The 12,839-nt window shown below is 67.1% G+C and carries 10 protein-coding genes, 1 tRNA gene and 1 pseudogene; 6 read left to right on the top strand and 6 right to left on the bottom strand.

What is annotated here, in order from left to right; translation table 11 throughout:
* Nucleotides 1–24: 24 nt before the first annotated feature.
* The 3 genes from ABU113_RS03180 to ABU113_RS03170 form a co-directional block, all read right to left on the bottom strand.
* On the bottom strand, nt 25–2,070 hold the full coding sequence (locus ABU113_RS03180) for a ThiF family adenylyltransferase (RefSeq protein ID WP_454558032.1): 2,046 nt from the start codon (nt 2,068–2,070) through the stop codon (nt 25–27).
* A gap of 4 nt (nt 2,071–2,074) precedes the next feature.
* A complete protein-coding gene (locus ABU113_RS03175; RefSeq protein ID WP_454558031.1) occupies nt 2,075–2,872 on the bottom strand; it encodes a PEP-CTERM/exosortase system-associated acyltransferase in 798 nt (265 codons plus the stop codon).
* A 168-nt stretch (nt 2,873–3,040) separates the two neighbouring features.
* On the bottom strand, nt 3,041–4,153 hold the full coding sequence (locus ABU113_RS03170) for a nicotinate-nucleotide--dimethylbenzimidazole phosphoribosyltransferase (protein ID WP_454558030.1): 1,113 nt from the start codon (nt 4,151–4,153) through the stop codon (nt 3,041–3,043).
* 27 nt (nt 4,154–4,180) lie between these two features.
* Between ABU113_RS03170 and ABU113_RS03165 the strand changes: the two genes are divergently transcribed.
* From ABU113_RS03165 to ABU113_RS03140, 6 genes and pseudogenes are all read left to right on the top strand, one after another.
* The gene (locus ABU113_RS03165) at nt 4,181–4,402 is read left to right on the top strand and encodes a DUF1289 domain-containing protein (RefSeq protein WP_454558029.1); all 222 of its coding nucleotides are present in this window, start codon (nt 4,181–4,183) and stop codon (nt 4,400–4,402) included.
* A gap of 11 nt (nt 4,403–4,413) precedes the next feature.
* Nucleotides 4,414–5,841 (top strand): mannose-1-phosphate guanylyltransferase/mannose-6-phosphate isomerase, encoded by a 1,428-nt coding sequence (locus tag ABU113_RS03160; RefSeq protein ID WP_454558028.1) that lies wholly within the window; start codon nt 4,414–4,416, stop codon nt 5,839–5,841.
* Between the two features lie 107 nt (nt 5,842–5,948).
* The gene (locus tag ABU113_RS03155) at nt 5,949–9,713 is read left to right on the top strand and encodes a hypothetical protein (protein WP_454558027.1); all 3,765 of its coding nucleotides are present in this window, start codon (nt 5,949–5,951) and stop codon (nt 9,711–9,713) included.
* Nucleotides 9,714–9,785: 72 nt separating this feature from the next.
* Complete coding sequence (gene wecB / locus ABU113_RS03150) at nt 9,786–10,940, top strand: non-hydrolyzing UDP-N-acetylglucosamine 2-epimerase (RefSeq protein WP_454558026.1); 1,155 nt, start codon at nt 9,786–9,788, stop codon at nt 10,938–10,940.
* A gap of 34 nt (nt 10,941–10,974) precedes the next feature.
* Nucleotides 10,975–11,067, top strand: a tRNA-Ser gene (locus ABU113_RS03145).
* A 165-nt stretch (nt 11,068–11,232) separates the two neighbouring features.
* Nucleotides 11,233–11,418, top strand: a pseudogene (locus ABU113_RS03140) (Arm DNA-binding domain-containing protein); the annotation flags it as partial.
* Here ABU113_RS03140 and ABU113_RS03135 read toward each other — a convergent pair.
* From ABU113_RS03135 to ABU113_RS03125, 3 genes are all read right to left on the bottom strand, one after another.
* Nucleotides 11,398–11,595 carry a hypothetical protein gene (locus ABU113_RS03135; RefSeq protein WP_454558224.1) on the bottom strand — a complete coding sequence of 66 codons (198 nt, stop codon included), beginning with the start codon at nt 11,593–11,595 and terminating at the stop codon, nt 11,398–11,400. The pseudogene ABU113_RS03140 and the gene ABU113_RS03135 sit on opposite strands and share 21 nt — an antisense overlap.
* 197 nt (nt 11,596–11,792) lie before the next feature.
* Complete coding sequence (locus tag ABU113_RS03130) at nt 11,793–12,143, bottom strand: AMP-binding enzyme (protein WP_454558025.1); 351 nt, start codon at nt 12,141–12,143, stop codon at nt 11,793–11,795.
* A gap of 187 nt (nt 12,144–12,330) precedes the next feature.
* Complete coding sequence (locus ABU113_RS03125) at nt 12,331–12,690, bottom strand: hypothetical protein (RefSeq protein ID WP_454558024.1); 360 nt, start codon at nt 12,688–12,690, stop codon at nt 12,331–12,333.
* Nucleotides 12,691–12,839 lie beyond the last annotated feature (149 nt).

Genomic DNA, 12,839 nt, shown 5'->3' with positions numbered 1-12,839 from the left:
GTGTACCGGCAAACAGTTAACAGTTCAAATGCGTACGGCTTGCGCGTCTGCCAGCGGCCGGCGTATCGACCGCGGCGCATCTGCCCGGCCCCGCCCGTATCCCAAACGACACTGGAATATGACACTGGCCGGATCAAGCCCCGTCACATCGACATAGGCATCGGCCACCTGGCCGGCCTTGCGCACCAGGTCCGGCTCCAGTCCCGGCTTGTCGGCCTGGGCTGCACAGAAGAGCGCCGCCAGCGCCGGCTGCATCGCCAGACCCCGTCGGGTCGCTTCCAGCCAGAAGCGCATGATGCGCTCGCCGAGCACGATCTTGTCCTCGGGCCGCAGCCGATCGGCCGACGTCAGCGACTGATGGATGGCGGCAAAGCCTCCGCTGCGCAGGCCCGGCAGTATATCCATCTCCAGACCGGCATAGAGAGTGGCACCCAGCCAGCGACTGGCCACCTTCATCCGCCGCCAGTCCCCCAGCACGAAGCGCATAATCCGTTGCGCCAGCGGATCGAGTCCGAGTGCGCCCGCTGGCATGCCGGCGCGGCTGAAGCGGTTATCCCAGTCGATCACCTGCTGATGGACGCCATGGCAGGCCTTTGACCGCAGGCGGATTGCGGTCGCCGCCGCATTGACCAGCGACAGCTTGAGGCGCTGGCGGGTACCGGTCAGCCAGGTAACGTGCAGCCCCGGTCCGAGCGCCCTTTCCAGGGCTCGCCGGTCGTCGTCGGTCAGCGCCTTGACGCGGTAGGCGTTGCGATCGACGGAGCGCACCTTGACGTAGCCGGCCAGCGGGTCGCGCTTGACGCCGGCGGCCGGGTCGAAATTAACCTCGATGACCGGCGCCGAGGCGTCCCCCGTCAACTGCCAGCGCATCGCCCAGCCATGACTGGTTGCGGCCAGCCGCAACGCCTGCATCAGCATGCCTGCTGACAGCCAGATCGGCTCCGATGCACGGTAGGCATAGGGGTTGCCCTGTTCGAGATCCAGATGGACCCGCAGCGACGTCGGCGAGGTTTGCTCAAACCGCCAGGGCTGGCTGTTGTCCGGGCTCGGCGCCCAGCGTGCAACGTCGAGAATGCGGGTAAGAATCGGTGTATCGAGCGTCGGCTCGACCTCCCGCGGTCGTGCCCCTCGGGACAGATGGCCGACGATCCGCCCGACCAGGGCCGTCTTGAGCCGCTGGACCGGCCCGGCATTCCCCCACCGCAACTTCTTGACCGTGAAGCGACCGAGATACGGATCGAAGTGATGGTAATAGGGCGCCGCCTTTACCGGCCCGCGCTTGAGCATGAGCTTGACCGCCTCGACCGCCGCGACACCCGAGCACAGCTGACAGGCGATCGACGTCGAGGGCCCGCGCTTGTCCAGCATATCGACCCGCGAGCCGTCGGCCAGATAGCGGCGATGCAGCATCGGCGGGGTCAACCCCATGAGAAAATTGATGTACTGCTGATTGGGAGACTTCCCTTCGAAGCGGAAATAGTCCTCGAAGCTCAGGCCGTCGGGCGTAAACACGATATACCCCGTGCCCATACCCAGCGGGCCGGCGGTAATGGCCGGGATGCCACGCTCGCGCGCTTTGGCGAACAGCTTGCGGCGGATGTCCAGCACGAAGAAGTCCAGACCGTCGATGTAGACGTCGACACCGTCGAGGAAGGCATCGAGGTTGTCCTCGTTGACGCCGCGATCGAAGACGTTGACGTCGAGCTCCGGGTTGATATCGCGCGCCATGGCGACCACCGAGGCCGCCTTGGGCTTGCCCATGGTGCGGGCGGTCGCGCCGGCCTGGCGGTTCATGTTCTCGACACCGAAACGGTCGAAATCCGCGACATTGAAGCCGCCGACACCCAACCGGGCGAAGGTCAGCATGTGCACGCCGCCAACACCGCCCATGCCGGCAATGGCCACCCGCTTTTCGCGCAGTTGCTGCTGTTCCCATTCAGTCAGCCAGCCGATATTGCGCGAGAAAGCCTGATCATAGTCGAACCAGGCCTCCGGCAGCGGCTCATGGCCGCTTTCGGGCTCGACATCCCTGACCGGCAGCGCGGTATCGAGGGTGGAAACCGCGTGCATGACGTCAGAGTGCTGCGCTGTGCGCATGGATCTGGAAACGCTCATTGCTGGAAATCACCCCGTAGATATCCGGATTGTTGTCGCGCACGAGGGCGATCAACTCGTCGCAGGAGGCATAGACCGGCTGGCGCGGGCCATGAAAGTCGACCTGCGGTCCGGCCGCCTTGAAGTGCAGACCAAGCATACGCAACATCCGCCACAACGCGGGATCGATGATCGCGCACAGGTGAGTGAGGCCGGCCTCCAGCGTCATCTCGAAGATCGACGTCATCAGCCCGAGCGTCATGTGCGGGATGATACGGCGCGGGTCCGGCATGTCGGCGGTATGGAGCGCGGGGTATAGTCCGTCGCCCCGACGCTTGCGGAAATCGCCATGGATGGAGAACCGCGAGATTTCGCCCGTCGTCGCCCGCGGCAGCAGGGACTCCGGCATCAGGTCAAGACCGGGCGCCGCCATGCGCGCCGGCAGACCGCAGCCCGCCATGTCCGGCAACGGCAGCACCACCCGCACCGTGCCCACCGGAACACCCGACAGGCGATGGTAAAGGACGCTCTGGAGTGAATGGCAATCATGCTCATCCTGCTCCAGGCCGTTCGGATTCTCGGTTTTGGAGAGGAACCCGGTTTCCTCGCAGTAGACATCGTAGCGCAGCCGATGGGCGGCTTCGAATTCCTGCGACGTCCGGGCGATCCGGTACTGAAAATAGCGGTTATACACGTCGACCAAGCTCTGCTTGCCGCCTTCAGCAGGCAGCATCTGCTGCGACTCTTCTCGTGCTTCTCGTGTCGCTGTTTGCGTCATGGACCACCGATCCCTTTTTCCTGGGTGCGGCAGGGGCCCCTCCTGAACGACCACCGAACCTTGGCAGCGACTATGCGGGCGCGTTTATTAATGCGGAGTTATGCTCCGAATATTTCAGTTAACCATAACGCCAGGACAACTATCGGGTGAGCTGCGCAAACATCCGCACTACAATGGCGGCAAGTCATTCAAAAGCTGCTGCATTTGCTTGTGCGTCGCGAGACCGCCGTGCAGTTCGCATGCCGCCCGCAGTATCTGAGCCGCCAGCAACGCGGTTAATCCGTCGCCGCCTTCGACCTGCAGATCAAGCAACGGCTCGAATTGCAGATGCGTAATGATTCGGTCGTGGGATGACGAGCCGTCACGCCCTGCCACCAGACAATGATCGACAGCACCCGGCCGCAGGCGCGCCAGCACCGCTGCCGCCACCAGCGCCTCGAAGCCATCCAGCACCACCGGCATCCGCTGCACGCGCGCGGCAAGGATGGCGCCCGTCACTGCCGCCAGTTCGCGACACCCCAGATGCTGCAAAATGGCGAGCGGATCACCGCGCCGCCAATGCTCCGCAGCCGTCACCGCCTCCAGGTGACGCACGGCGCGGGCATAATCGCCGACATGGCCGGCCAGCCAGTCGGACGGTGCACCACCCATCAGCGCCATGGCAACGCCAGCGGCGGCGATCCGGGTGCCAACCCCGATGGCTCCGACACACAGAATGTCGGCCTGCCCGGCGACCGCTTCCATGCCAAAGGCCATCGCGGCCACACATTCCCGATCGGTCATCGCCGCTCCGCGCGCCGGATTCGGCGTTGGCCGCTCGACCGCAAGATCGAATACCTTCAGCCCGGCCCCCAGCGCCACGCCCACCGCATTGGGCGCCCCCCCACCGGCGGAGAGAAGCAGCACGCGGGTGCGCACGTCATCAATCGCGCGGTGGAGAGCAGCGCCTTCAAGCCCCTCCTGCCCCTGCGCGCCAGCAAACAGGCTCAGTTCGATACGGGTCGCAGCAGGTGTCGCCCTGCCCTGCCAGCCTGCCAGCCAGACCGCCAGGCTCGCCAGGCGGCCGCGCTCCCGCACCGGAAATACCAGATCGCGCTGGTGTTCATAGGCCGCCCGCGCCGCTGTCTCGTCGCGATCGGGGGTGCCGGCCAGGATCGACCGGATATCGTCGAGCGGCATGCCGCTCATGTCGGGAAGCAGTCCACGGGCGTTGGTCACGATACCGGTCTTTCTCGAAAAGTTGACGACAACCGGCCCGAACGGGATAGCTGTACGGTTCATGGTTCTCTTTCGGGATCGCGCGCGCCGGTGCAAGACCAGAATCGCCTCGCCCTGCCGGAAACGTCGTCGGACGGTCGCCCGCGCTCGCCTTGCGTCAATATCTGCAAGCTGGACACAACCGGCACCATGTGTATCGGCTGCCGCCGCAACCTTGATGAAATCAGCCGCTGGTTAACCATGTCGCAAGGTGAACGCGACGACATATGGCGTCGCCTGCGCGGGGCGGCGACCGCCGACCGCGACATCTGAGGGGATGAAAGATGAGTGTTGGCAAAATCTGGCCGGTCATATTGTCTGGCGGTTCGGGTACCCGGCTGTGGCCACTGTCGCGGTCGCTCTACCCGAAGCAGCTGCTGCCTCTGGCGGGCGACGACACCATGCTGCAAGCGACTGTGAAACGGACCGCAGATGCCGGGCGCTTCCACCCGCCTGTCCTGGTCGCCAACGAGGACCACCGCTTCATCATCGCCGAGCAGCTGCGGCTGGCCGGCACCGAGCCCGCCGCCATCATCCTTGAACCCGAGGGCCGCAACACCGCCCCTGCTATCGCGCTGGCCGCTCATTTCGCGCTCGACCTCGACCCCGAGGCTTTGATCCTCGTGATGCCGTCGGACCATGTGATCCGCGACGTCCCGGCCTTCCTCGCCGCCGTCGCCGCCGGCGCCAGCGTCGTGGCGGCGACCGGCGACCACCTGACCTTCGGCATCACGCCGGGCCATGCCGAGACCGGCTATGGCTATATCAAGTGTGGCAAGGCCGACGGCGAAAGCCCGGTGCGTCCGGTGGAACGCTTCGTCGAGAAGCCGGACCGCGCCACCGCCGAGGCCTATGTCGCCGACGGCAACTATGCCTGGAACAGCGGCATCTTCCTGCTGTCGGCGCGCACCTTCCTCGACGAGCTGGCCGGCTTCGAGCCCGACATGGCCGCCTGTGTGGCGCGCGCCATGACCGCCGCCAGCCGCGACGGCGCCTTCCTGCGCCCGGACAAGGCGGCCTTCGCCGCCAGCCCGTCCAACTCCATCGACTATGCCGTGATGGAACGCACCAGCCGTGCCCGTGTCATCGCCGTCGACATCGGCTGGTCCGACGTCGGTTCGTGGAGCGCGCTGTGGGACATCGCCGACAAGGACACCGACGGCAACGCGCTCAACGGCGATGTGCTGGCGACCGGCGCCCGCGACTGCCTGGTGCGCACCGACGGCCCGGTCGTCGCGCTGGCCGGCGTCGAGGATCTGGTGGTGGTGGCGACGCCCGACGCCGTGCTGGTGACCAGCCGCGCCCATGCCCAGGACGTCAAGCTGATCGTCGACCGGCTGAAGGCCGAGGGGCGCGGCGAGCATGTCGCCCACACCGTGGTGCACCGGCCGTGGGGCAGCTACCAGACCACCGATCGCGGCGAGCGGTTCCAGACCAAGCGAATCGTCGTCAAGCCGGGCGAGAAGCTGTCGCTACAGAAGCATCATCACCGCGCCGAGCACTGGATCATCGTCCAGGGCACCGCCCTGGTGACACGCGGCGACGAGGTGATCGAACTGCACGAGAACGAATCCACCTTCATCCCCATGGGAATCACCCATCGCCTTGAGAATCCCGGAAAAATCCCGCTGCACCTGATTGAGGTGCAGTCCGGCTCCTACCTCGGCGAGGACGACATCGTGCGCTTCGAGGACTCCTACGGCCGACGCTGAGCGCGACAAATCAGCCGTTAACCACGAAGCCGGTTTGATTAAGCGTCGGTTCATTACAGACGTGCTATCATCGCACGGTGAAACGGTATTGGTTTGCGATCGACTGAATGAAGCGTCGGAGTAGCCTTGCGCGTATTGTCGCGTTGCTGGCGGTGGTGCTGCTTGTGGCACCGGCAGCGCTGGGCGGCCGCGCGCTGTTCACGCCGCGCCAGTCCTCCGGCTGGCTGACGCCGCTGCTGGCCGGCGGCGCCGAGAAATCGCTGGCGCCCCGCGCCGAGAGCCGCTTCGACGCCTTCAACCGCGCCGCCTATGTCAGCTCGCCCCAACGCATCACCGCCGATACGCCGCACAAGCCTGACGCCGGGCCGCGCCCGCTGCGACTGGTCTCGCTGGCGGCGGCGGTGGATGCCGCCTACGGCCGCGACGCCCTGCCCGGCAGCGCGCTGACCGCCTATCTCGACGGCGCGCTGGCCGACCCCGCCGCCCTCCAGGCGCGCGCCCACGCGGTACTCACCGCCATCGAGGCCGACAGCCGCCATCTGGTGCCGATGCGCGCCTTCGCCGCCGTCAAACGGCTGCGCGAGGCCACCGTGCTGACGCTCAATTCGGCCTATATCACGCCGTTCGACGTCGAGACCGGCGCCCGCCTGCCGCGCACGCTGGCCGGCTGGGACCTCGGCGCCGGCAAGCAGGCAGCGGCCGGTTTCAGCGGCATCGATCGCGCCTCGCCACTGGTGGGCGGCCGCGACCGCTACGCCCTGCGCCACGCCGACCGGCCGGGCTTCCAGGCCACCAGTCTCGCCGCCATCGACCGGCTGGCCGTCGCGCTGCCCGATGGCGAATACCGCCTGCTGCTGACCTCCGCCGAGCGCGTCGGCCGGCGGGTCATGCCCTTCCCGTTCGGCCAGACCCTGCGCGTCAACGCGGTGCCGCGCCGGATGATCGATGGTCGCGGTGTCCGCCCCGCGCCACGCGTGGCCCTGACCAAGGCGGGTGTGCTCACGCTCGCCGGCAACGACAGCCCCGCCCGCGCCGCGACGCCGCTGCCCCGGCTGCGGGAAGCCGGCATCGCCGCCAGCCTGCCGCTGCGGGTGCGCGGCGGCCGGGCCCAGCTGGCCTTCGCCGTGCCGCCGGGCGCCAGCACGCTGGTCTCCGCCAGTGTGGCGGGGCCGGCCAACTACGCCATCATCCTCGCCGAGATCGACAAGGCGCTCGCCGCGCTGAAGGATTCCGGCCTGCTGGCGCGCAACGGCGCCGGCGTGCACTACGCCACCATCGCCCCCGCCGCCGGCGGCGAGGGCGAGTGGGTGTGGCTGACCGCGGTGACCAAGGACCGCGCGGTGGCGGCGGCCAGTGGCGAACACCCCAAGGACAAGCCGGCGGTGCTGGCCTATTTCGACCAAGCCGCCGGCGACCTGTCGCGCCTGCGCGAGCGGGCCTTCGGGCTGATCGACGCCCTGTCGACCAGCAAGGCGGCCGGCGACTTCCTGGCCCTGGCCGAGGGCGCCAACACCGTCACCGAGTCGGTGCAGAAGGCCGCGCTCAGCGCCTTCGTCACCGCCTACGACTGGCGCGACGGCTATCGTCTGCCCCAGGACGTGCAGGGCTATGACTTCGGCGCCGCCGAGGCCAGCCCCTATGTCGGCTTCAAACGGGTCAGCCCGCGCGGCAATGTCGCCACCGGCACGACGCTGAAGGCGCTGAGCTACCAGGGCCGCGCCGGCCCCAGCGCCACGGCGCTGTCCGGTGTCGAGGGGCTGCACTTCAAGGTGCCCAACGGCGCCTACCGCGTCTATGTGCTGGGTCCGACGCGCGGTCAGCCGGCCTTCCCCGCCAACGTGCGCATTTCCATCAACGGCCGCTCCGCGCCAATGGTGCAGACCATCTCGGCGCCCCGGCCGGCGACCCTGCCCGCCGAGCCCGCACTGCAGCGTGAGCCGCTCAACAGCCGGCATTTCCAGCAGCTCAGCAACCCCGAGATGCTGACTGCCCCCGACCCCGCCGACCCGGCGGTCTCGTCGATCTTCGGCGCCCGCCTGGCGCTCAACGGCCGGCCGACCCGGATGCTCGACGTGCTCGACCCCTCGCCGGTGCTGTGGAGCCAGTTCGGCCCGCGCGGCGTGCAGTATCGCGGCGGCGTGGAGGCGATCATCGCCGGCCTGGAAACGCCGGAACTGCGGGAGCGCGCCGCCAATGGCGAACGCCTGCGCGTGCGCGTGCGCACCGAGGACGCCTTCCACGCGACGCCGACCACCGGCACCATGATCGCCGCGCGGGTGATCGTGAAGTCCGGCCGCATCGACATCGCCTTCGATTCCCAGCAGACCACGCCGACGGTGGTCTCGGCGGTCATCCTGGCGCCGGACGATTACCCCCGCTTCATGGAGGAACTGGCCGACCGTGTCGCCGAACTGCTGGGCGAGACCACGCCGGCGGCCGGCAGTGCTGGCAGCGGCGACGTCTATGCCCAGGGCCAGAGCTTTGTGCTGGCGACCAGCCGGATCAACGCCACCGCGCGCACCCCGCGGTCGCAAGGCGGCACCTCGACCCTCGCCAGCAGTGGCGGCAGCAGCTCGTCCGGCAGCTCCAGCGGCTCGTCGTCGAGCAGCGGCTCCAGCTCGTCCGGTAGCAGCTCCAGCTCGTCGGGTTCGAGCTCGTCGGGTAGCTCCAGCGGCTCGTCGTCGAGCTCCGGCTCGTCGGGTAGCTCCAGCGGCGGCGATTCCTCGTCGAGCAGCGGCAGCTCCAGCTCGTCCAGTGGCTCGTCCTCGAGCTCCGGCTCCAGTTCGTCGGGCAGTTCGTCGAGCGGCAGCTCAAGTTCGTCCGGCAGCTCAAGTTCGTCCGGCAGCTCCAGCGGCTCGTCGTCGAGCAGCGGTTCCAGCTCCTCCGGTAGCAGCTCCAGCTCGTCGGGTTCGAGCTCGTCGGGTAGCTCCAGCTCATCGGGCAGCAGCTCCAGCGGTTCATCGTCGAGCTCCAGCGGCGGCGATTCCTCGTCGAGCAGCGGCAGCTCCAGCTCGTCCAGTGGCTCGTCCTCAAGCTCCGGCTCCAGTTCGTCCGGTTCGAGCTCGTCGGGTAGCTCCAGCTCATCGGGGAGCAGCTCCGGTTCGTCGTCGAGCAGCGGTTCCAGTTCGTCGGGTAGCAGCTCGGGTTCGTCGTCAAGCTCCTCCGGCAGCTCCAGCGGCTCGTCCTCAAGCTCCGGCTCCAGTTCGTCGGGCAGTTCGTCAAGCGGCAGCTCAAGTTCGTCCGGCAGCTCCAGCGGCTCGTCGTCCAGCTCCAGCGGCGGCGATTCCTCGTCGAGCAGTGGCAGCTCCAGCTCGTCCAGTGGCTCGTCGTCGAGCAGCGGTTCCAGCTCCTCCGGCAGCAGCTCCAGCTCGTCCGGTTCGAGCTCGTCGGGCAGCTCCAGCGGCTCGTCGTCGAGCAGCGGCAGTTCCAGTTCCTCCGGCAGCTCCAGCGGTGGCTCGTCCAGCGGTGGCTCGTCCAGCGGCGGCGACATGCTGCTGATCGCCAACGCCGGACCGGACATCACCATCGAGATCGGCGAGAACTTCACCCTCGATGGCACGCTGTCGTCGTTCGCCGGCTTCGATCCGGCCTACATGACCGTCGAATGGCTGCTGGGCGGCACCTATGTGCTGGCCGATGGCATGGGGACCGATGCCCTGATCCAGCTGCTCGCCTCGGGCGACGCCCCGCTGGACAGCGCCGGCGCCTATCACATCATCCTGCGGCTGACCTACGGCGACCTGTTCTCGCTCGACGAGATGATCCTCACCCTGCTGCCGCCGGACCACCCGATCCCCGAACCCGACGCCCTGCTGATCCTGGTGACCGGCGTCGGCCTGCTGTTCGTCGCAAGGCGCCGCCGCCGACCCTGAGCGACCTTGATTCCCGCCGACTTCTACTTAAGGTAGTCGTCGGGGAGAGATCGGGTCGACGGGGGGATGGAGATGGCGCAGCGCAAGCCCGCGAGCCTGTGTGTCGTGGCGGGTACACGACCTGAGTTCATCAAGCTCGCGCCCTTGCTTCATGCCTTGCGCCAGCGGCCCGAGAGCGCCCGCTGGCAGGTGCGTTTCATCGCCACCGGACAGCACCCGCACCTGACCCACAGCCTGTGCGCCGAACTGGCGCTGACGCCAGACGTCGACCTCGGCAGCGGCCCCGGGGCGCGCGGGTTGCTGGACCTGGCCGGACGGCTGCTGAGCGCGCTGGAGGACCAGACGCGGGATCACCAGCGGCCGGACGCCATCGTGGTCCAGGGCGACACCATGTCGGCGCTGGCCGGCGCCATGGCCGGCTTCTACGGCCACATCCCGGTGGTGCATCTGGAAGCCGGGCTGCGCAGCGGCTCGCTGCGCGAGCCGTTCCCCGAGGAAGCCAATCGCCGCATCATTAGCAGCCTGTCGGCGGTGCACCTGGCGCCAACGCCGGGGGCTGTGCGCAACCTGCTCAGCGAAGGCATCGCGCCGGAGCAGATCGCCTGCATTGGCAATACAGTGGTGGATGCGGTGCGGCTGTATCGTGGCGGTCCCTGCCCCGTCGACCTGCCCCGCCCCTATATCGTCGCCACCGGCCACCGGCGCGAAAACTGGCAACGCGGCATCGGCGCCCTGCTTGCCGCCCTGCGCGACATTGCCGCCGACGGCACCCAGGTGGTGTTCCTGCTGCACCCCAACCCGGCGCTGGCCACACAGGTGCGTGATGCACTGGCGGGTACACCCGGAGTATGGCTGTTGCCGCCCCAGCCCTACGCCGCGACACTGACCCTGCTGGACGGCGCGGCCGCCATCGTCACCGATTCCGGCGGCCTGCAGGAGGAAGCGCCGGCCTTCGGCGTGCCCGTGGTGGTAGCGCGCCGGCAGACCGAACGACCGGAGGTGCTGAACGGACACGGAGGCCAGATCAGCGGCACCTCGCGGCGTGCCATCACCGCCGCCATCCGCCGGGCACTCAAGACCGAGCGTCCGGCACGGCCAGTGTCGCCGTTCGGCGACGGGCGGGCGGCAGAGCGCGCCGTCACCGTCCTGGCGCGCATGTTCGCCGGCCTCCAGCCGCTTCTGCCCGAACATCAATCATTTGTGCCGGGAACGCACGAGCAGCGTTGAACAACGCAAAACCCTTCGCTATAGGGATCGCGCGGGAGACGTGGGTGAGCGGCTGAAACCAGCGGTTTGCTAAACCGCCGTACGGGGTTAACCCGTACCGAGGGTTCGAATCCCTCCGTCTCCGCCATCCCCCCTTTCCGGTCGTTTCCCAGCGCTTCCCATTGTTTCCCGCTTTTACACAAACCTTTTGTTTTCAAAGGGATACTTGACCTGCGTCCGTTCACCCATATCTTTCAATCACCTCCGGAAAGCGGGGTCGCGAAAGAAATGGTGGGTCAGATGGTAGGTCACCATGGCACTCAAAGCGCATGAGATATCCAAGGCGCCGCCGGGCAATTATGGCCTGGGGGGCTGCCTGTATCTGCAGGTCGGTCCGACCGGCAGCAGAAGCTGGACCTTTCGCTATCAGCTGAACGGTCAACGTCGTTTCATGGGCCTTGGCCCCATCTGGTGCAGGTCATTGCATGAGGCCCGCGCCGAGGCCGCGCGTCTGCGCGTGATGGTCCGGCGCGACAAGATTGATCCCCTCGCCGACCGGCCCGTCAGACGCAACGGCAGACTCCGTATCCAGCCCAATGCCCGCGGTGTTCGCTTCAAGGATGCGGCTGAAGCTCACATCACCACGCATCAATCCAGCTGGCGCAACTTCAAACATCGTCAGCAGTGGGACAACTCGTTAAGAACCTATGCTTTTCCTATCCTGCATTTCCGGCATTTCCGGGGACAGTATATGTATTTCGCATTACGGGGACAGTGCACGAAATTCCGGAATTACGGCGACAGGTGCGACAACCCCTCATTCGGAGGGGCCGGGAACAGTATATATTGCCGCCCACCTCCCCTTCCCCCCCCTCAGGGCAGCAGCGACAGGCGCAGGTCGCGCTTGAGGATCTTGCCGCTGGCGTTGCGCGGCAGGCTGTCCTGGAAGATTACCTTCTTGGGCACCTTGAAGCCAGACAGGTGCACGCTGCAATGGGCGATGATCTCCTCGACGCTGGCGTCCTTGCCATCCCGCAGCACGATCACCGCCGAGACCGCCTCGATCCAGCGCGGATCGGGCAGGGCAACCACCGCCACCTCGCTGACCGCCGGGTGGAGGTAGAGCGCCTCCTCCACCTCGCGCGAGGCGACGTTCTCGCCGCCGGTCTTGATCATGTCCTTCTTGCGGTCGATCACCGTCAGGTAGCCCTCGTCGTCGAGCACGCCGAGGTCGCCGCTGTGGAACCAGCCGCCGGCGAAAGTCTCCGCCGTCTTCTCGGGATCGTTCCAGTAGCCGTCAACATGGCTGGCACCAGGTCCTCAAGCTCCTCCTCGCGACCATGCCCTCGTCACACATCCGCACGATCGTAACGCCTGATTCTGTGTCACTGTCAGGAATGCATGGCATTCGTCAGGGTTGGCCACCGTGCGGCTGGCCGTCGTCCGGCGGCGAGCGCAGTGCTGCTGGGTTCCCGGCGTCGGCACTGCCGTAGACATGTCCACCGTGCCATAAGACCGGACGTTCGACCTGATCGAAAAGATGACGGCCAAGCCCGGCCAGCGCACTGCCGATGGTCAAGGTCGCGAATACAGCGGTCGCCCACAGCAGGTCCTCAGGGCTCGCCTGATGGACACGACCGCCCGCCAGCCGCCCGATCAGGTGTCGAAACATCGCGATGCCCATCCCGACCATGCACAGGCCCGCTCCCCGCAGCCCCCACGATGGCAGGCGTTCGACAATCCAGGTTCTGGTCCGGTGTGCCTTCATCATGCCGGATCATCAGCAAATCGGGGGTCGCGTCCGTCAAGGTGGTGTAATTTCGGCTGTGGCCGTGGGCCATCGTCAGGCGGCTTTGGCGGTGATGTGTAGGGGCTGATTTTCCTCCTCGATCATGGGTTGGTTGAGTTCGGCCATGCCTT

Source organism: Parapedomonas caeni, from assembly GCF_041060555.1.
In the GTDB taxonomy this organism is placed as follows: Bacteria; Pseudomonadota; Alphaproteobacteria; order Sphingomonadales; family Sphingomonadaceae; genus CAUJIW01.
The sequence above is the reverse complement of the archived record's forward strand: the minus strand, read 5'-3'. Positions and strand labels throughout refer to the sequence as shown.